Source organism: Nocardioides terrigena (assembly GCF_003047265.1).
Classification (GTDB): domain Bacteria; phylum Actinomycetota; class Actinomycetes; order Propionibacteriales; family Nocardioidaceae; genus Nocardioides; species Nocardioides terrigena.
The window spans coordinates 827,923-846,486 of the sequence record NZ_PZYY01000001.1; the positions used below are offsets into that span (position 1 = coordinate 827,923).

Annotated in this window: 21 protein-coding genes; 5 read left to right on the top strand and 16 right to left on the bottom strand. The window is 72.0% G+C overall.

The window, feature by feature from the left end:
• Window positions 1-2: 2 nt before the first annotated feature.
• From DAE25_RS03900 to DAE25_RS03915, 4 genes are all read right to left on the bottom strand, one after another.
• Entirely contained in the window at window positions 3-836 is an 834-nt protein-coding gene (locus DAE25_RS03900) for a carbohydrate ABC transporter permease (protein WP_107764854.1), read from the bottom strand.
• The gene (locus tag DAE25_RS03905) at window positions 836-1,783 is read right to left on the bottom strand and encodes a carbohydrate ABC transporter permease (protein ID WP_107764855.1); all 948 of its coding nucleotides are present in this window, start codon (window positions 1,781-1,783) and stop codon (window positions 836-838) included. Before DAE25_RS03905 ends, DAE25_RS03900 begins: the two co-directional genes overlap by 1 nt.
• Complete coding sequence (locus tag DAE25_RS03910; protein WP_107764856.1) at window positions 1,780-3,069, bottom strand: extracellular solute-binding protein; 1,290 nt, start codon at window positions 3,067-3,069, stop codon at window positions 1,780-1,782. Before DAE25_RS03910 ends, DAE25_RS03905 begins: the two co-directional genes overlap by 4 nt.
• A gap of 103 nt (window positions 3,070-3,172) precedes the next feature.
• Window positions 3,173-4,144, bottom strand: a complete 972-nt coding sequence (locus tag DAE25_RS03915) for an alpha/beta fold hydrolase (protein ID WP_107764857.1) — start codon at window positions 4,142-4,144, stop codon at window positions 3,173-3,175.
• 112 nt (window positions 4,145-4,256) lie between these two features.
• Here DAE25_RS03915 and DAE25_RS03920 point away from each other — a divergent pair, with 112 nt between their 5' ends.
• Complete coding sequence (locus DAE25_RS03920) at window positions 4,257-5,084, top strand: alpha/beta fold hydrolase (protein WP_159083559.1); 828 nt, start codon at window positions 4,257-4,259, stop codon at window positions 5,082-5,084.
• Here the strand turns inward: DAE25_RS03920 and glpX are convergent.
• From glpX to DAE25_RS03950, 6 genes are read right to left on the bottom strand one after another with little or no spacing between them, the layout of a single operon-like run.
• Window positions 5,049-6,062, bottom strand: coding sequence for a class II fructose-bisphosphatase (gene glpX / locus DAE25_RS03925; RefSeq protein WP_107764859.1), 1,014 nt, complete (start codon window positions 6,060-6,062; stop codon window positions 5,049-5,051). The two genes, DAE25_RS03920 and glpX, sit on opposite strands and share 36 nt — an antisense overlap.
• Before the next feature lie 9 nt (window positions 6,063-6,071).
• Window positions 6,072-7,055, bottom strand: coding sequence for a sulfate/molybdate ABC transporter ATP-binding protein (locus tag DAE25_RS03930; RefSeq protein ID WP_107764860.1), 984 nt, complete (start codon window positions 7,053-7,055; stop codon window positions 6,072-6,074).
• Window positions 7,052-7,828, bottom strand: coding sequence for an ABC transporter permease (locus DAE25_RS03935; RefSeq protein ID WP_234410825.1), 777 nt, complete (start codon window positions 7,826-7,828; stop codon window positions 7,052-7,054). The genes DAE25_RS03930 and DAE25_RS03935 overlap by 4 nt, the downstream gene beginning before the upstream one ends.
• Window positions 7,829-7,881: 53 nt before the next feature.
• A complete protein-coding gene (modA, locus tag DAE25_RS03940) occupies window positions 7,882-8,649 on the bottom strand; it encodes a molybdate ABC transporter substrate-binding protein (RefSeq protein ID WP_107764861.1) in 768 nt (255 codons plus the stop codon).
• Between the two features lie 32 nt (window positions 8,650-8,681).
• The gene (modA, locus tag DAE25_RS03945) at window positions 8,682-9,467 is read right to left on the bottom strand and encodes a molybdate ABC transporter substrate-binding protein (RefSeq protein WP_107764862.1); all 786 of its coding nucleotides are present in this window, start codon (window positions 9,465-9,467) and stop codon (window positions 8,682-8,684) included.
• Entirely contained in the window at window positions 9,464-9,865 is a 402-nt protein-coding gene (locus DAE25_RS03950) for a TOBE domain-containing protein (RefSeq protein WP_107764863.1), read from the bottom strand. Before DAE25_RS03950 ends, modA (DAE25_RS03945) begins: the two co-directional genes overlap by 4 nt.
• A gap of 86 nt (window positions 9,866-9,951) precedes the next feature.
• Here DAE25_RS03950 and DAE25_RS03955 point away from each other — a divergent pair, with 86 nt between their 5' ends.
• A complete protein-coding gene (locus DAE25_RS03955; RefSeq protein ID WP_159083560.1) occupies window positions 9,952-10,587 on the top strand; it encodes a DUF4245 domain-containing protein in 636 nt (211 codons plus the stop codon).
• 6 nt (window positions 10,588-10,593) lie between these two features.
• On the opposite strand, the gene DAE25_RS03960 is transcribed toward DAE25_RS03955, so the two are convergent.
• Together DAE25_RS03960 and xseA are read right to left on the bottom strand one after the other, a co-directional pair.
• Entirely contained in the window at window positions 10,594-10,815 is a 222-nt protein-coding gene (locus tag DAE25_RS03960) for an exodeoxyribonuclease VII small subunit (RefSeq protein ID WP_107764865.1), read from the bottom strand.
• Window positions 10,808-12,124, bottom strand: coding sequence for an exodeoxyribonuclease VII large subunit (xseA, locus tag DAE25_RS03965; RefSeq protein WP_107764866.1), 1,317 nt, complete (start codon window positions 12,122-12,124; stop codon window positions 10,808-10,810). The genes DAE25_RS03960 and xseA overlap by 8 nt, the downstream gene beginning before the upstream one ends.
• A gap of 63 nt (window positions 12,125-12,187) precedes the next feature.
• Here xseA and DAE25_RS03970 point away from each other — a divergent pair, with 63 nt between their 5' ends.
• Both DAE25_RS03970 and DAE25_RS03975 read left to right on the top strand, forming a co-directional pair.
• Entirely contained in the window at window positions 12,188-13,189 is a 1,002-nt protein-coding gene (locus DAE25_RS03970) for a 4-hydroxy-3-methylbut-2-enyl diphosphate reductase (protein ID WP_107764867.1), read from the top strand.
• 19 nt (window positions 13,190-13,208) lie between these two features.
• Entirely contained in the window at window positions 13,209-13,832 is a 624-nt protein-coding gene (locus DAE25_RS03975; RefSeq protein ID WP_107764868.1) for an L-threonylcarbamoyladenylate synthase, read from the top strand.
• 40 nt (window positions 13,833-13,872) lie between these two features.
• Here DAE25_RS03975 and DAE25_RS03980 read toward each other — a convergent pair whose 3' ends face one another.
• From DAE25_RS03980 to DAE25_RS23445, 3 genes are read right to left on the bottom strand one after another with little or no spacing between them, the layout of a single operon-like run.
• Complete coding sequence (locus DAE25_RS03980; RefSeq protein WP_107764969.1) at window positions 13,873-15,804, bottom strand: penicillin-binding transpeptidase domain-containing protein; 1,932 nt, start codon at window positions 15,802-15,804, stop codon at window positions 13,873-13,875.
• Window positions 15,805-15,840: 36 nt separating this feature from the next.
• Window positions 15,841-16,269: a DUF6542 domain-containing protein gene (locus tag DAE25_RS03985; protein ID WP_107764869.1), complete on the bottom strand. Its 429-nt coding sequence runs from the start codon at window positions 16,267-16,269 to the stop codon at window positions 15,841-15,843.
• A gap of 50 nt (window positions 16,270-16,319) precedes the next feature.
• Window positions 16,320-16,496 carry a hypothetical protein gene (locus tag DAE25_RS23445; RefSeq protein WP_199907404.1) on the bottom strand — a complete coding sequence of 59 codons (177 nt, stop codon included), beginning with the start codon at window positions 16,494-16,496 and terminating at the stop codon, window positions 16,320-16,322.
• A 75-nt stretch (window positions 16,497-16,571) separates the two neighbouring features.
• On the opposite strand from DAE25_RS23445, the gene DAE25_RS03990 reads away from it, so the two are divergent.
• Window positions 16,572-17,249, top strand: a complete 678-nt coding sequence (locus DAE25_RS03990) for a hypothetical protein (RefSeq protein ID WP_107764870.1) — start codon at window positions 16,572-16,574, stop codon at window positions 17,247-17,249.
• Window positions 17,250-17,259: 10 nt separating this feature from the next.
• On the opposite strand, the gene DAE25_RS03995 is transcribed toward DAE25_RS03990, so the two are convergent.
• Window positions 17,260-18,450: a DNA recombination protein RmuC gene (locus tag DAE25_RS03995; RefSeq protein ID WP_107764871.1), complete on the bottom strand. Its 1,191-nt coding sequence runs from the start codon at window positions 18,448-18,450 to the stop codon at window positions 17,260-17,262.
• Between the last annotated feature and the right edge of the window lie 114 nt (window positions 18,451-18,564).

An 18,564-nucleotide genomic window follows, 5' to 3' on the forward strand; every position in this document is an offset into this window, starting at 1 on the left:
GATCAACCCTTCACTGCGCCGGAAGTGAGCCCGGCGACGATCTTTCGCTGGAACAGCAGGACGATGATGATGATCGGGATCGTGACCAGCACCGAGGCGGTGGCCAGTTGCCCGTACGGCGGGTTGAACGGGTCGGGCCCCACGAAGAACGACAGCTGCGCCGGGACCGTGCGGGACTGGGTGGTCGACGTGAGCGAGATCGCCAGGACGAACTCGTTCCACGCGAAGAAGAACGTCAGGATCGCGGCGGTGAAGACACCGGGTGCCGCGAGCGGGACGATCACCTTGCGGAACGCCTGCCACGAGGTGGCGCCGTCCACCTGGGCGGCCTGCTCCATCTCCCACGGGATCTCGCGGAAGAACGCCGACAGGGTCCAGATCGCCAGCGGCAGCGTGAACGACATGTAGGGGATGATCAGGCCGATCCACGTGTCGAAGATGCCGATCGTGCGCCACAGGTCGAACAACGGACCCACCAGTGCCACCACCGGGAACATCGCGATCGCGAGCGCGAGGGAGAGCACGACCCGCTTGCCCTTGAACTCGAGGCGGGCGATGGCGTACGCCGCCAGCGTCGCGAGGATCACCGACAGGACGGTGGCGATCATCGAGATGCCGAACGAGTTGATCAGCGAGTCCCGGAAGTCCGGGTTGTCCAGGATGTCGCCGTAGTTCTCGAACGTCGGGTCCTTGGGCAGGAACTGCGGGCTCCCCGCCCCGGTCTCGGTCGGGCCCTTGAGGGACATCGAGATGATCCACACGACCGGCAGGAGGCACCAGACGAGGATGAACAGGAAGCCCACCCAGGTGCCGATCTTGTTCCGGGTCTCGTTCATCAGCCCTCACCCCTCGCCTGTGCCAGATCAACCTTGAAGAGCTTGACGATGCCGAATGCCAGGAGCAGCACCGAGATGAACAGCAGCACCGAGAGGGCCGAGCCCATGCCGAGCTGCATCTGCTCGATCACCTGTCGATACGTCAGGAAGGAGATCGACTCGGTGTCCTGGGCGCCTCGGGTCATCACGTAGATGTTGTCGAAGATGCGGTAGGCGTCGAGGGCCCGGAAGAGCACCGCGACCATGATCGCCGCCCGCATGTTGGGCAGGATCACCTTCCACAGCCGTTGCCACCACGTGGCACCGTCGACCTGGGCGGCCTCCAGCATGTCCTCGGAGACCTGCGAGAGCCCGGCGAGCAGCAGCAGCGCCATGAACGGCGTCGTCTTCCAGATCTCGGAGACCATGATCGCGAACATGGCCGGCCAGTGGGAGCCGAACCAGTTGAAGTCGTCCGCGACGAACGGCAGCCAGCCGTTGACGAAGCCGTTGTTGAGCGAGAACGCGAACTGCCAGGCGTACGCCGAGACCACGGTGATGATGCCGTAGGGGATGAGGATCGAGGTGCGGATCGCACCACGGGCGAACACGATCTTGTGCATCACCATGGCGAAGGCGAAGCCGATGACCAGCTCGACCGCCACCGTGACCACCATGATGAGCACGGTGTTCCACGTGTCGCGCCAGAACAGCTGGTCGGTCAGGACCGTCGTGTAGTTGCTGATCCCCACGAACTCCCGGTCGTCGGGCGTGGTGAGCCGGTAGCGGAAGAGTGACAGGTACAGGGCCTGCATCATCGGCCACGCGGTCACCAGGAGCATCATGATGACCGCGGGTGCGACGAGCCTCAGGCCGAGCCGGTTCTCGGCGACCGAGCGATCGCTGGTCGGAGCCTTGGTGGCGCGCCCGGTGGCCTTCTTGGAGTCTGGTGCGACGGCGGTGCTCATAGCAGCGACTCTCCCTTCAGGATTTCCTCGATGAAGATCCTGGACTGCTCCGGGGTCTCCTGGTCGACCGCCGACGGTGGGTGCCAGGTGCTCTGGATGCCGCTCGACATGTCGCTCCAGTAGGGCGACACCGTGCGGGGTGCGGCCGCCTCCAGGGACTCCTGGAAGAGCGCGATGAGCTCGGGCGGGAAGAGGTCCTTCACCTTCTGGTCGTCGTAGCCGGCCGCGCTGGACGGCATGTTGCCGGTCAGCTCCGCGTTGATGGCCTGGTTCTCCGGGCTGGTGAGGCACTCGAGCGCCTCGATGGCCTCCTCCTCGTTGTCCGACGTCGAGCTCACGCCGATCCCGATCCCGCCGTACGGCGGCCGCGACTCCTCACCCTCGACGGTCTGGGGGTAGCGGGTGAAACCGATGTCGTCCCCGAGCCGGTCGTCGCCGTAGTTGCCCCAGATGTAGGTCCAGTTGACGAGGAAGGAACCCTCGTCGCTGCCGAACGTGGCACCCGCGGTGCCCTCGTTGGACACCGACAGGTCGGGCGGCGCCGCCTCCGACGCGGCCAGCTCCTCGATCACCCGAGCGGCCTCCAGGCCGGCGTCCGAGGCGATGTCGATCTGGGCGTCGACTCCTCTCTCGGTCTCGGTGGCGATGTCGCCTCCGGCCCCCGAGATCAGCGCGTTGACCCACACCGAGTAGCCCTCGTACTTGTTGGCCTGGACCCCGATCTTGCCGCCGTTCTCGCTGGCGGCCTCGATGATCTGGTCCCAGGTGACCGGCTGCTCCATGTCGAGGCCGGCCTGGTCCACGAAGGACTTGCGGTACCAGAGCACCTGCGTGTTGGACCAGAACGGCGCGACGACCAGCTGGTCCTCCCACGTGGCCGCGGCGGCCGCGCTCTCGAAGGCCTGCTCACGGAACGCGTCCTGCATGTCCTGCGGGATCTCGGCCAGGTAGCCGGCGTTGGCGAACTCGGCGGTGAAGGGCGGGTCCACGCTCATCAGGTCGATGGCCGGGTCACCGGCGGCGAGGCGACGGGCCAGCTGGATCCGTTGCTGGCTGGAGTCCTGGGGCAGAACCTCGGTGGCGATCGTGTAGGCGTCGGTGCTGCACGCCTCGGCGACCGCGTCCTGCCCGCCGGCGTCGGGGTTGATGTACCAGGTGAGCTCCGGCGTCCCGTCGTCGTCGCCCGAGCAGGCGGCCAGGGATGCGGTGCAGACGATCGCAGCAGCGACCGCCACGGCCTTGCGTGGTGCCCGACGCCTCGTACGGCGTCGTGAGGACCGGTTCATGCGTTCCTCCCTGTCTGTGGTGTAGGTCACGTCTAGTCCTTGTGGCGACGTTTGGCAAGGCGACCACACCTGTCGGGAGCGGATCCCCCACGTGGTAGGGGATTCAGTCGCTTTGCTCGCTCGCGCGATCGGCCGTGCGCCGGATCGCCTCGACGAACGTGTCGAAGAGCTGGGCCGGCATGTCGTGGCCCATGCCGTCGATCAGCAGCAGCTCGGTGCCGGGGACGGCCGAGGCGGTCGCGCGTCCACCGGAGACGTGGACCATCTTGTCGGCGAGCCCGTGGATGACCATCGCGGGGATGCCCAGCGAACGCAGCGGCACGGTGCGGTTGGGCTGGGTGACGATGGCGAGCATCTGGCGCATCACGCCGCTGGCCGAGAAGCCCCGGTCGAAGGTCTCCTCCGCGCGACGTCGCCGGGTCTCGGCGTCGGAGGGGAAGCCGGGGGAGCCGATCACCTTCCACATCGCGGCGCTCGACTGGACGTAGGCCTCACGACCCGGCCTGCGGGGCGCGACGAGCATCGGCAGCAGCGACGGGCTCTGCCAGCCGACCGTGCGGCGTCCGGTCGTGGACATGATGCTCGTCATCGACAGCACCCGTGACGGCGCGAGCACGGCCATCGTCTGGACGATCATGCCGCCCATCGACACCCCGGCCACGTGCGCGGCCCCGATGCCCAGGTGGTCGAGGAGGGCGAGCCCGTCGCGGGCCATGTCGTCGAGGGAGTACGGCGACCGCGCCCGCCCGGTGGTGAAGGCGCGGACGAGCTGGGTGCGGCGCACCCGGGCCCGGACCTTCGTCGAGCGGCCGGTGTCGCGGTTGTCGTAGCGGATCACGAAGAAGCCTGCCCGCGCGAGCCGCTGGCACAGGTCCGCGTCCCACCACGTCATCGGGCCCCCGAGTCCCATCACCAGCAGCAGCGGATCATCGTCGGGGGAGCCGAAGGTCTGGTAGCAGAGCTCGATGCCCGGGCTCACCGGCGCGAAGAGCTCGTCGGACACGGTGACCTCGCCGGCGGGCTGGTCGGACGATCCGGAGGGCTGGCCCGGGGAGGAGGGGCGTGCGCTGGACATGTCCCCAGTCAACAGGAGGGCGGGACGCGAGGGGAGGCCGTCCACCCCCAGGTGGGCGAATTGCGTGCCAGATCCGCGGGTTCGGGCGACCCCACCGCTACGTTTGTTGATTGTGACCACGACCACACTCGCCGACTTCCTGCGCCCGGAGGGCTTCGACCGCCCCCTGGTGCGGGCCGTCCTCGGCGAGGGCCGGGTCGTCGGCGAGGCCGGTCGCTACGCGCTCGCCGCGGTGGGCCAGCGGGGTCGTCGTACGCCGCCGTACTCGGCCCGCGCCGTCCCGCGCGTCGACGACCCGGTGCTGCTGGTGCCGGGCTTCATGGCCGGGGACGGCACCCTCGTCCTGATGCGCCGCGCGCTGGTGCAGCAGGGCTTCCGCGCCTACCGCTCCCAGATCCACGCCAACGTCGGCTGCACCCTCGACGCCGCCGCGCAGCTCGAGACCCGTCTCGAGTCGATCGCCCAGCGGCGCGGCTCGCGGGTGCGCATCGTCGGGCACAGCCTCGGCGGGATGCTCGCACGCGGGGTCGCAGCCCGGCGCCCCGACCTCGTGTCCGGCCTGGTCACCCTGGGAAGCCCGGTGCTGGCGCCCGGGGCCCACCACGTGAGCCTCTCGGCCAGCGTCGCCGTGCTCGTGCGGCTCAGCCGCGCGGGCGTCCCGGGCCTGATGTCCGAGGACTGCGTGGCCGGCGCGTGCGCGCGGCGGAGCTTCGACGAGGGTCGCGCCCCGATGCCGGCGGGCGTGGACTTCACCGCGATCTACAGCCGGCGCGACGGCATCGTGGACTGGCGCGCCTGCCTGGACCCCGGGGCCCTGCCGGTGGAGGTGCGGGCGTCGCACGTGGGCATGGCCATCGACCCGCGCGTCCTCGCGGAGGTCGTGCGGGGCCTGCGGCCCGGGTCGTCAGTTGTCGAAGTCGATCGCGGAGAAATCGCGTAGCTTCGCGAGCTGGTGCTCGGAGGTGATGCGACGGATCGTGCCGCTGCGCGAGCGCATCACCAGCGAGTCGGTGGTGGCGCCGTCGGCCCGGTAGCGGACCCCGCGCATCAGCTCGCCGTCGGTGATGCCCGTCGCGACGAAGAAGCAGTCGTCGCCCGTGACCAGCTGGTCGGTGCTCAGCACGAAGTCGGGGTCGAGGTCGTGGCCGGCGTCGAGGGCCTTCTGCCGCTCGTCGTCGTCCTGGGGCCACAGCCGGCCCTGGATGACGCCGCCGAGGCTCTTCATCGCGCACGCCGCGATGATCCCCTCGGGGGTGCCGCCGATGCCGAGCAGCAGGTCGATGCCGGTGTCGGGACGCGCGGCCATGATCGCGCCGGCGACGTCCCCGTCCTCGATGAACTTGATGCGGGCCCCGGTCTGGCGGATCTCGTCGACGAGCCCGGCGTGCCGGGGCCGGTCGAGCAGCACGACAGTGACGTCGTGGACGGAGCTGTTCTTGGCCTTGGCCACCCGGCTGATGTTCTCGGCGACGGGCAGGCGGATGTCGACCACGTCGGCGGCCTCGGGGCCGGTGACGAGCTTCTCCATGTAGAACACGGCGGAGGGGTCGTACATCGTGCCGCGGGGCGCGACCGCGAGCACCGCGATCGCGTTGTTCATGCCCTTGGCCGTCAGGGTGGTGCCGTCGATCGGGTCGACCGCGACGTCGCACTCGGGGCCGGTGCCGTCGCCGACCTGCTCGCCGTTGTAGAGCATCGGGGCGTTGTCCTTCTCGCCCTCGCCGATCACCACGGTCCCGCGCATGCCGATGGTCGAGATCATCACCCGCATCGCGTTGACGGCGACACCGTCGGCGTCGTTCTTGTCCCCGCGTCCCACCCAGCGGCCGGCCGCCATCGCGGCGGCCTCGGTGACCCGCACCAGCTCGAGGGCGAGGTTGCGGTCGGGCTTCGGCACGGCGGTCTCGCTCGGGGTCATGGGCGCATGCTAGCGGCCTGCGACGACGTCGCCGTACCGGCTCACGGCCGTCGCCTTCACCGACAGCCACACCTCACGGCCCGGCTCCAGCCCCAGCTCGGTCGCCGCCTGGGGGGTGACGTCCGCGAGGAGCGGCGGCGTCGTGTCGACGAGCAGGCGTACGGCGTCGCCGTGCTGCTGTGCGCTGGACACCGGCCCCGACCACGCCAAGCGGGCCGAGCCCTCGGGCCGCCGCAGGCTGACCGTGACGTCGCGCGGACGGAACGACCTGAACTCGTCGCCCTCCCGGAGCACGTTGAGCCCCACGAGCCGGGCCACGTGTGCGGTGCGCGGGTGCGCGGCCACGTCCTCGGGCCGGCCCTGCTGGGCGACCCGGCCCTCGTCGAGCACGACCACGTGGTCGGCGAGCGTGAGCGCGTCGATGGCGTCGTGGGTGACCAGCAGCGTCACGCCGTCGTAGTCGCGCAGGTGGCGGGCCAGCTCCACCCGCAGCGACATCGCCACGGTGACGTCGAGCCCGGCCATCGGCTCGTCCAGCAGCAGCAGCCGGGGCTCGGTGGCCAGGGCCCGGGCGATGGCCACGCGCTGCGCCTGGCCGCCGGACAGCCGGCCGGGCCGTCGGTCGGCGAGCTCCGCCAGTCCCATCCGCGCCAGCCAGTGGTCGGCGCGCTCGCGGGACTCACGGCGGGACACCCCGCGGGCCCGGGGGCCGAAGGCGACGTTGTCGCGGGCGCTCAGGTGGGGGAAGAGTGCCCGGTCCTGGAACACCAGCCCGACCTCGCGCTCGCGCGCGGACCGCGCCAGCAGGTCGACCCCGTCGAGGTCGGCGCGCCCCTCGGCGCGCGCGAGACCGGCGAGGGCGTGGACCAGGCTGCTCTTGCCGGCTCCGTTGGGGCCGATGAGGGCGATGACCTGGCCGGGGCGACCGGTGAGGGCCGCTCGCACCCGACCCGGGACCTCCAGGTCGACGTCGAGACCGGTGGGTGCGCTCACGGCGTCACCAGCGATCGCTCGCCCAGCCAGCGGTCGCGCAGCAGGAGCAGCACGGCGATGGACATCACGAGCATGACCAGGCTGAGCGCCTGGGCGGCGTCCTGGTCGGACTGCCGGGTGACGTAGATGAGCGTCGGCATCGTCTGGGTGGTGCCGGGGTAGTTGCCGTTGAAGGTGATCGTGGCGCCGAACTCGCCCAGCGAGCGGGACCAGCCGAGCACCATCCCGGCCAGGATGCCGGGCATCGCCAGCGGCACGGTCACCCGCCGGAAGGCGGTCCACCGGGTGGCGCCCAGGGTGGCCGCAGCGGCGTCGTACACGGGATCGGCGGAGCGCAGGGCACCCTCGATCGCGATCACCACGAAGGGCAGGGACACGAAGACGTGGGCCAGCACGACCCCCCACGTGGTGAAGGGGAAGGCGAAGCCCGTCAACTCCAGGAGCGGCTCGCCCACGACACCGGTGCGACCGAAGGCGTTGCGCAGCGCGATGCCGGCCACCACCGGTGGCAGCACCAGCGGGACTGTGACCAGGGCGCGGAGCACGCCGCGGCCGCGGAACGTGACGCGGGCGAGGATCCACGCCACGGGCAGGCCGAGCACCAGGCACACGAGCATCGCGGCGGTCGACGTGACGATGCTGAGCCACAGCGCGTCGCGCAGGGGCTCGGAGGCCAGCTCGGACGGCAGGGTGGCCCAGTCGGTCTCCGCGACCATCGCGACGAGCGGCACGACGAGCACGAGGACCGCGAGCGCGGCGGGCAGCACCAGCACCAGCGGAGGGCGTCCCAGCGGATCCCCCCGCCCTGAGCCCCTTCCCGGGCCCCTCACTGCGACTCCTCGGGGACGGTGAACCCGGCCTCCTCGAGCGCCTGCCGTCCGTCGTCGGAGACCAGGAGGTCGATCCAGGCCTGGGCCAGCTCGGCGTCGACGCTCTGCTCCAGGGACGTTACGGCGTACGTCGTGGGCACGTCGGCGGCCTCGGGGACCTCCACCGTCGTGACCTCGTCACCCGCTGCCACCGCGTCGGTGGCGTAGACGAGGCCGGCGTCGACCTCGCCGGAGGTGACCTTGTCGAGGGTGGCGCGGACGTCGTCCTCGAGGCTCACGGGATCGGCGGTCACACCCGCCGCGTCGAGGAGCTCGACCGCGACACGGCCGCAGGGAACCTCGTCGGCGCAGCGCACCCAGGTGACGCCCTCGAGGTCGTCGAGCGACTCGATGCCCTGCGGGTTGCCGGGCCGGGTCACGATCACCAGGACGTTGCCGGCGAAGTCGACCACGTCACCGGTGACGCCGGCATCGTCGGCGATCGCCATCGAGGTGGTGTCGGCCGTGGCCAGCACGTCCCCCGGGGCCCCGTCGGCGGCCTGCTGCGCGAGGTCGGTGCTGCTGCCGAGGCTGAAGGTCACCTCGACCTGCTGGTCCGCCTCGAAGGCCTCGCCCAGCTCGGTGAAGACGTCGGTGAGCGAGGCCGCGGCGAGGACGGTGAGCTGCGGGTCGTCGTCGCCCCTGGCCGTGCCCTCACCGCCACAGGCGGCGAGGACCAGGGCAAGGGTGATTGCCACCAGGGGCGCAGATCGGAGAACCGTCATGCGCCGAGTGTGCCGCATGTGCGGGCGAGACGTCAGTCCTCGGGCTGCAGGTGCGGATTGTCGGCACTCAGGAAGCCGTGCTCCTCCAGGATGTCCTGCCCGTCCTCGCTGAGCACGAAGTCGATGAACGCCTGACCCTCCTCGGGGGCGGTGGCCCCGGTGAGGAGGGAGATGCCGTAGAAGCCGACCCGGTCCTCGGCGCCGGGCAGCTCGACCACGTCGACGTCGTCCTCGACGGACAGTGCGTCGGTGGCGTACACGAGCCCCGCCTCGGCCGAGCCGTCGAGCACCAGCTGCAGTGTGGTCGCGGCGTCGATGCCGACCACAGGTTGAACCTCCTGTCCGCGCGTCAGGAGTGCTGCCTGTGCGAGACGACCGCAGGGGGCATTGATGTCACAGATGGCGACACGGACCCCGTCGAGGTCCTCGACGCCCTGGACGCCGGCGGGGTTGCCCTCAGGCACGACGAGCACCAACCGGTTCTGTGTGAAGACCAATGGCTCGCCGACCAGCACCGGACTCGCGTACGAGAGGGCGACCCCGTCTGCCACGGCGAGGACGTCCGGGGTTGCGCCCGCACTGAGCTCGGCCACCAAAGGGCTCGAGGACCCGAACGTGAAGTCCACGGCGACGTCCTCCTCGTCCTCGAAGGCGACCGCGATCTCGGGGAAGGCGTGCCGCAGCGACGAGGCGGCGTACACCTCGATCGTCTTCTCCGGCCCGGAGACCGAGCGCACCACGGCGACGACGGTCACGATGATGGCGACGAGGGCGACGGCCAGGCCGGCCACGAGCACGGCCCTGGAGGGTCGCCTCACGGGACCTCCACCACGACGTTGGTCGACTTGACGGACGCGACCGCGCGCACGCCGGCCTCGAGGCCGAGCTCGTCGGCGGCGTCGGCGCTCATGAGCGAGACCATCCGGTGCGAACCGCAGACCATCTCCACCTGCGCCATCACCCGGTCCTTCTTGACCCGGGTGACGATGCCACCGAGCCGGTTGCGCGCGCTCACGGAGCTGGCCCGGGTCTGCTCACGGTCGGGCTCGTCGAGCAGGGACTCGGCCAGGGCGGCGAGGTCGGTGCCCCGGATCGTGGTCGGCGTCCGACCGTCCCCGGGCACGGCCGGCAGGCGGCCGGCGTCGACCCATCGGCGCAGGGTGTCGTCGCTGACGCCGAGCACCTCGGCGGCCTCGGCGAGGCGGTAGGTCGTCATGGGGGGATTGTCTCCCATGGGTCCCGGCGGGCCGACCGCCACCGGGTGGATGCGCTGCCGCTGGGGTCGTGCGGGAGGATCGGGGGGTGAGCGAAGCCGGCGTCAACCCACCCAGTGCCCCCGGACCCAGCGCCCCCGGACCCAGTGCCCCCGGAGCCAGTGACTCCGCAGCGGGCGGCCCGCCGCCCGGGGGTGCGCCGTCGCGCCACCAGCGCTCGATGGCCGGGATGATCGGGGCGATGCTCATCACGCTGCTCGTGATCCTCGGCTTCGTGGCCCTGCGCGGCTTCACGCGCGACCAGGTCGAGACCGAGGTCCCGCCGGTCGACTACCTCGACGCGGTCGGCGCGGCCGCCGACGCGGGGCTGGCCCTCGCCCACCCGCGCGAGCTCCCCGCGGGCTGGCGCGCCACCAGCGTCGACCTGACCCGGGACGAGTCGCCCGAGTGGACCATGGGGATGCTGACCGACGACGGCCGCTTCGTGGGCATCCGGCAGGAGGAGGAGTCGGCCGACGACATGGTGGTGGTGGCGCTCGACGAGGACGCGGTCGAGGGCGACGAGGTGACCGTGCCCAGCGACCTGGCCGACACCTGGACCACGTGGAGCGACGACGGCGGGGACACGGGGTACGCCGCGGAACTCGGTGACGAGACGGTGCTCGTCTACGGCTCGGCCCCGGCCGAGGACCTCGAAGAGGTCATCGCGCTCCTGCAGCGCTGACGCGGCCTACGCGGTCGTGTCGCTGCCCTCGATGACCGCGTCGAGGCGCTGGCGGGCACCGTCGAGCCACGCCTGGCACACCTGGGCGAGCCGCTCGCCGCGCTCCCACAGCGCCAGGGACTCCTCGAGCGTGGTGCCGCCGGCCTCGAGCGTGCGCACGACCTCGATGAGCTCCTCGCGGGCGGCCTCGTAGGTCGGGGTGTCCTGCTCGGCGGGGGAGTCAGTCATCGGGAGTTCCTTCGCTGCTGGTGTCGGTGCTCGCGTCATCGCTGGTCTCGCTGCTCGTGTCGGCGCTGTTGTCGGCGGTGCGCGGGTCGCGCTCGGTCCCGGTCGTGGTGGCCAGCACCCGGCCGTCCGCCACGCGGATGCTCACGGCCGCGCCGACGGAGGTCGCGGCGACCGAGGTGACGACGTGGCCGTCGGCGTCCTGGAGCACGGCGTACCCACGCTGGAGGGTGGCCAGCGGAGAGAGCGCCCGGGCCCGGGCGCGCTGGTGCCCGATGTCGTCGGCCGCCCGGTCGAGCCGGTGCCCGAGGGTGCGCCGGGCCCGCTCGAGGAGCTGGTCGACCTCGTCGGCGCGGGCGCCGAGCAGCGTGCGCGGGTCGGCCATGACGGGCCGCGAGCGGAGCTGGTCGAGGCGCTCCTGCTCCCGGTCGATGATCCGGGACGTGACGGAGCGGACGCGGTCACGGGCCCAGGTGACCCCGGCCAGCTCCTCGGCCATGTCGGGGACGAGCAGCTTGGCCGCGTCGGTGGGGGTCGAGGCGCGCACGTCGGCGGCGAGGTCGAGGAGGGGAGCGTCCTGCTCGTGGCCGATCGCCGACACGACGGGGGTGCGAGCGCGGTGGACCGCGCGCAGGAGGGCCTCGTCGGAGAACGGCAGCAGGTCCTCGACCGAGCCGCCGCCCCGGGCGATGACGATCACGTCGACGCTGGGGTCGGCGTCGAGACGCTCCAGCGCCTCGATCACCTCGCTCGCCGACCGAGGGCCCTGCATCGCGGCGTACGCCGTGACGATGTCGACCGCCGCCCACCGCCGTCGGGCGTTGTCGACGACGTCGCGCTCGGCGGCGCTGCCGGGGGCGGTGACCAGCCCGACGCGGCCGGGCAGGAAGGGGAGGTCCCGCTTGAGCTCGGGGGCGAAGAGTCCCTCGGCGGCCAGCAGCTGGCGACGTCGCTCGATGCGGGCGAGCAGCTCGCCCAGGCCGACCATCCGGATGTCGCGCGCGTAGAGCGAGAAGCTGCCGCGGTTGGCGTAGAAGGACGGCCTCGCGTGCACGACCACGCCGGCGCCCTCGACGAGCGGCGGGTTGAGCGAGTCGAAGAGGGTGCGCTGGCAGGTGAGCGTCACCGAGATGTCGGCGATGGGATCGCGCAGGGTCATGAAGACCGTGTTGACGCCCGGGCGGCGGTTGACCTGGGCGATCTGTCCCTCCACCCAGACGGCCCCGAGGCGGTCGATCCACTGGCTGACGGCGTTGGCCACGGCACGCACGGGTGCCGGTGACTCGAGCGTCGCGTCGCGGAGGGTGGCCACGCAGTGACCCTAGGCGACGGCGCCGACAGTGCGACCTGCACACGCGGCTCCTAGACTCGCGCCATGAGCACCGACCTCGGCCTGCCCCCGGTCCTCGACCCCGAGGCCGCCAAGAACGTCCTGCTGGCTGCGCCGCGCGGATACTGCGCCGGCGTCGACCGCGCGGTCATCACCGTGGAGAAGGCCCTGGACCTGTACGGCGCCCCGGTCTACGTCCGCAAGCAGATCGTGCACAACAAGCACGTGGTCGCCGACCTGGAGTCACGCGGGGCGATCTTCGTCGAGGAGCTCACCGAGGTCCCCGAGGGTCGGACCGTGGTGTTCTCCGCCCACGGCGTCTCCCCGGCGGTGCATGCCGAGGCGCAGGAGCGGGGGCTCAAGACCATCGACGCCACGTGCCCGCTGGTGACCAAGGTCCACCACGAGGCCAAGCGCTTCGCCGGCGACGACTACGACATCCTCCTCATCGGTCACGAGGGCCACGAGGAGGTCGAGGGCACGGCCGGCGAGGCGCCGGAGCACATCCAGCTCGTCCAGTCGCCCGCGGACGTGGCCCACATCGAGGTGCGCGACCCGGCCAAGGTCGCCTGGCTCTCCCAGACCACGCTGTCGGTCGACGAGACCCTCGAGACCGTCGCCGCGATCCGGGAGAAGTTCCCGCTGCTGCTCGACCCGCCCAGCGACGACATCTGCTACGCCACCCAGAACCGCCAGCTCGCGGTCAAGGAGATCGCCCAGGAAGCGGACCTGCTCATCGTGGTCGGCTCCGGCAACTCCTCCAACTCGGTGCGGCTCGTCGAGGTCGCGCTCGAGGCCGGTGCCAAGGCGTCCTACCGCGTGGACGACGCCTCGGAGATCGACGAGGCCTGGCTCGAGGGCGTGGACACCGTCTCGGTGACCTCCGGCGCCTCGGTGCCCGAGGCGCTCGTCGACGGTGTGCTGGCGTACCTGTCCGAGCGTGGCTATCCCGCGGCCCGGGCCGTCCACACGGCCGAGGAGTCGCTCATCTTCGCCCTCCCGCCCGAGCTGCGCCGCGACATGCGCGCGGCCCAGGCGCAGGGCTGACGGGGAAGGGCTGGGGCACGTGGCGCGCTACCTCGACATCCACCCCGACAACCCGCAGCCGCGCCTGGTCACTCAGGTGGTCGAGGCGCTGCGGGACGACCAGCTGATCGCCTATCCGACCGACTCCGGCTACGCGCTCGGTGCGAGGCTCGGCAACCGGGAGGGACGCGACCGGATCCTGCGGATCCGCGACCTCGACGAGCGCCACCACTTCACGCTGATGTGCAAGGACTTCGCCCAGCTCGGTCAGTTCGTGCACGTCGACAACGCGGCGTTCCGGGCGATCAAGGCGGCCACGCCTGGCCCGTACACCTTCATCCTGCCGGCCACCGGCGAGGTGCCCAAGCGGCTGATGCACCCCAAGAAGCGCACCGTCGGCGTCCGGATCCCCGACCACGTGCTGGTCTGCGCGATCCTCGAGGAGCTCGGCGAGCCGATCCTGACCAGCACGCTGATCCTCCCCGGCGAGGAGGAGGCGCGCACCATGGGCTGGGAGATCAAGGAGGACCTCGACCACGTCGTCGACATCGTGATCGAGGCCGGCGAGACGTCGGCGCAGCCCACGACCGTGATCGACTGGTCCGAGGGTGCGCCCGAGGTCATCCGGCACGGCGCCGGGGACGCCACCCGCTTCGAGGTCTGAGCCGGGCGTCGGACTAGGCGCCCGACCGGCGCGGGCGGCGTCAGCGCAGGAACTGCTCGAGCAGCGGCCCCGCCGTCCGCGAACCCGAGACCCCGGTCTCCACGAAGACCGCGACGGCGAGGTCGCCCTGCGTCGCGATCATCCAGGTGTGCGTCGGCAGCGAGCCCGACGGGTCCGGAGTGCCGTACTCGGCGGTGCCCGTCTTGGCTCCGACCTCGCCGGGCAGTCCGGCCAGGAAGCTGCCCGAGCCCTCGGTCACCACGGCCCGCATCAGCCCCCGGAGCTGCTCGGCCTCCCGGGGAGCGAGCGGAGTCGGTTCGGCGCCGGCCGGGACCTCGTGGTCGAGCACGAGGCGCGGGGTGACCGTCGCGCCGGCGCGCACGGACGCGGCGACGGCGGCCATGGCCATCGGTGAGGCCAGCACCGTGCCCTGCCCGATCAGGTCGGCGGCCTTGCCGGTCTCGCTCTCGGGCGGGGGCACCTGCCCGAAGTACGCCGGGAAGCCGAGGTCGCGGTCGATCCCGAGGCCCAGCGACCCGGCCGCCTCGGCGAGGTCGCCGTCCTCGAGCCGCCCGCGCTCGGAGATGAAGGCGGTGTTGCACGAGTTGGCGACGGCCTGCCGCAAGGTGATCCGGCCGATGCCCGAGGCGGGGTAGTCGTCGTAGTTCTTGAAGGTCTTGCCGTCGACCACGGTGGTCGCGTCGCACGCGACCGGTGACTCGGGGGTGAGCCCAGCCCGCAGGAGTGCCAGCGAGCTCACCACCTTGAAGGTCGATCCGGGGGCGTACTGCCCGAAGGTCGCGGCGTTGAGGCCGTTGTTGCCGGGCCCGTTGGCCGCCGCGAGGACGTCGCCGCTGGAGGGACGGATCGCGACGAGGGCACTCACCGGCCCGGTGCCGGCCAGGGCCTGCTCGGCCTTCTGCTGGAGAGCCGGGTCGAGGGAGAGGCGCAGCGGCTGGCCCGCGGTCGGCGCCTGCTCGAAGAGCGTGCGGTCGGCCTCGCCCCCGGTGGCGCTGACCCGGACGCCGGGGGTGCCGCGCAGCTGGTCGTCGTACCTGGCCTGGAGCCCGGACAGGCCGACAACGTCGCCGGGGACGATCGCGCCGTCCGAGCCCTCGACGACCTCCTGGGTGGCCTCGCCGACGGTGCCGAGGATCGGCGCGGCGAACTCGCGCGTGGGCGCCAGCGGCACCGTGTCGTCGAGGCGGACGGCGCCCGGGATGTCGCCGTACGCGGGGGACAGGGTTGTCGCCGCGTCCTCCGCGCGCAGGACGAGTGCCTCCACGAAGGCCTTCTCACCGGCGGCCTCGACCCGGGCGACGTAGTCGGCGACGCCGAGGTCGAGCTCGCGGGCGATCGAGCGTGCCGACGCCGTCCACTCGCCGGGCTCGGCCTGCGTCTTGTCGAGCCCGAGTCGTACGACGGGGCGCGGGCCGACGATCGTGACGTCACCGGCGCCGAGCACCTGCCCGCGCTCAGGGGTGAGGCTGTCGATCACGAGTGCCTCGCCATCGGCGAGGTCGGGGGCGACCAGCGCGGGGGTCCAGGAGACCTGCCAGGTGTCCTCGAACCAGCTCGCCTCGACGGGCGTCTCGTAGCTCCACTCCGCCCCGTCGAGCTGCCACGACCAGGTGAGGGTCGCTGACGCCGTGTCGTCCTCGGTGGTCACCTCGCCGGCGTCCACTGTGACGGCCTGGTCCTCCGGAACGACGGCCCAGATGGCGGCGAGCTGATCGGTCGCGGTCGGGTCGTCGAGGGGTACGCCGCCCAGGTCCCGGGCCGCGAGTCCGGTGGCGAGCGCGTCGAAGGTCCCGTCGGCGGGCTCGCCCCCCTGGCACGCGGCGAGCGGCAGGAGGAGCAACGCGACCGCTAGCAAGGCGCCGCGCTCGGGTCGTCGAGCGGTGGCCCGTGGTGTGGTGGGTCGTCGTGCCGTGGGGGCCGTGGTCGGTCGACGCAGGTGTGGTCGGCGCATGGTCATGATCGTGCCAAAGGTGCGGCGTCGGGCCGGTCAGTCCTCGACCCGCGCGTCGCGGGCGAGGGTGCGTCGACGCAGGGCCAGGGTGCCGAGGCACAGGACGTAACCGGCGACGAGCGCGGTGCTGTGGTGGGCCAGGCCGGAGAGCACCGCCTGGGGTACACCGTCACCGGCGTCGGCCACGGTGGCCGGAGCGACCGAGCCGAGCAGGGTGAAGATCGCGACCATGATCAGTGGGGGCAGTACGCCGACGGCGAAGAAGTCGCGAGGTTGCACGACCACGGCCAGACCGAGGCAGATCACCACGAAGCACAGGTCGAAGAACAGGCTCAGCTCACCCACCAGCAGCAGGTTGATGACCACGACGGTGAGCGCGACGGCCACGCCGAGCACCACGGCCTGCCGGCCCGGCTCGACACCCTCGGTCCACCACGAGCCCGGCTGGGCCCTCGTCTGGCTCACGCGGCCACCGTAGGCCGGGCGTGTCGCCCCGCGGGGTAGCCGCGCCGGGACTACGCCCCGTCCTCGGCGGGCGGTTCGGCAGCCGCATGACGCGCGTGCAGCCGGTCGCGCACCTCGTCCGGTGTGTAGGCGCGACGCTCGCGCTCCTGCCGGGCCACTGCCGCTCCGCTGACGGCGACCCCCACGACGCCGGCCAGCCCCAGCCACTTCCACCACGCGTGTGCCATGGGAGCAGGTTAGCGATCCGGCGCACCTCGTGGAGGTCCGACGCCGGGCCCGCGCCGTGGTCCAGACTGTCGCCCATGCCCGAGCACCTCACCCTCGACGCGGCGGCCGACCTGACCCGGACCGGGGACCTGTGGCTCTTCCGCGGGCGGACGGCCGCCGACCGGGCCATCCAGACCCTCACCAATGCGCCGGTCAACCACGTCGGCATGGCCGTGGTCATCGACGACCTGCCGCCCCTCATGTGGCACGCCGAGCTGGGCAAGTCGCTCCCGGACGTCTGGTCCGGTGGCCACCACCGCGGCGTCCAGCTCCACGACCTGCGGGCGGCCGTCGGCCAGTGGCAGGAGAAGTACGGCCAGCAGGCGTGGTTGCGGCAGATCAGCCCCGAGGTCGGCGCCGCCGAGGAGGACGCGCTGCTGCGTGCCATCGCCCGCCTCGACGGGGTGTCCTTCCCCCGGACGACCCAGCTTGCGAAGCGCTGGCTGCGGGGTCGCGACGCCTACGTCGCGCGTCGCAAGCGCGGCGAGAAGGTGCGCCCGGAGGCGGCCTTCTGCGCGGAGGTGGTCGCGCTGACCATGCAGGAGATGGGGATCGTCTCCGACGACCGGCGGGCCCAGTGGTTCGACCCCGGCACGTTCTGGAGCGGGAGCTTCCTGCCGCTGCTCGAGCCGTGGTCGTACGGCGTCGAGGTGAAGGTCGGCGACGTGGCCGACGACCACCCGACGCCGAGCAGCCGGCACCGCTGGCGCTGAGGCAGCCGGCTCAGGCGCCCCGCGCGCGGTCCTCGCGCCCGTCGTCGGTCGCGTCACCCACCTCGACGGGTCCGAACGATCCGTCGAAGAGGGTCTCGACACCCCGTGGGCGCGCGACGTCTCCCAGGGCCTCGAAGTCCCGCACCTCGAGCTCCGGGGCCGACAGCGACCGCGGTCCGTCCTCCACCTGGCGTGGCGCGGGGAGGTCGTCGTTGGTCACGCCCATCTCACCGAAGCGACGGGCCGTGACGAGCACGCGTCCCTCCAGCGAGCCGACGGCGCTGTTGTAGGACGCGACCGCTGCACCGAGCGACCGGCCGACCTTGTCGAGGTGCCCGCCGAGGGTGCCCAACCGCTCGTGCAGCTCGCGGCCGAGTCGCTGCACCTCCGCCGCCTGGCTGGCCAGCGTCTCGTGCGACCAACCGTGGGCGACGGTGCGCAGCAGCGCGATCAGGGTCGTGGGGGTCGCCAGCACTACCTGGCGGGTGGCGGCGTACTCCAGGAGGTCGCCCTGCGTCTCGAGCGCGGCGGCGAGGAAGGCCTCGGCCGGGACGAACATCACCACGAACTCGGGGGTCTCGCCCAGCGACCGCCAGTAGGCCTTGGCGCCCAGCAGGTCGACGTGGGTGCGCAGCTGCCGCACGTGCCGGCGCAGGTGTGCCTCCCGCTCCTCGTCGTCGTCGCAGGCGCTCGCGTCGAGGAAGGCGTCGAGGGGGACCTTGGCGTCGACCACGACCGACTTGCCGCCCGCCAGGTGCACCACGAGGTCGGGACGCAGCACCCCGTCGGCGAGCTGCACCTGCTCGGTGAAGTCGCAGCGGTCCACGAGCCCGGCGAGCTCCACCGCCCGGCGCAGGTGCATCTCGCCCCAGCGGCCCCGCACCTGGGGCTTGCGCAGTGCGGTGGAGAGTGAGGAGGTCTCGCGGCGCAGGGACTCGGTGGTGAGCCGCATGTCGGCGACCTGCTGGCTGAACTGGCCCTGCCACGATGCGCGGGACTGGTCGATGTCTCGCAGCTGGTCGTGGAGCCGCATGAGGCCCTCACGGACGAGCGCCTGGTCGGTCGACTCGCGGCGGTCGCGCTCGGCCAGGGCCTCGACGAGGCCGGTGTCCTGCGGTCGCGACCGCGCCCAGAGCAGGCCGATCACGCCGCCGAGCACGAGGCCCACGAGCAGCGTCAGGGAGGTGGTCAGGAGGTCCATGGGGCGAGCATGGACCACGCCACCGACATTTAGGTTGGCAGCAGGTCAGCGGGCGGTCCGAACCACCGACCGGGACACGGTGTGATCCCTGACCGTTGAATGGGCCGCCCGCAG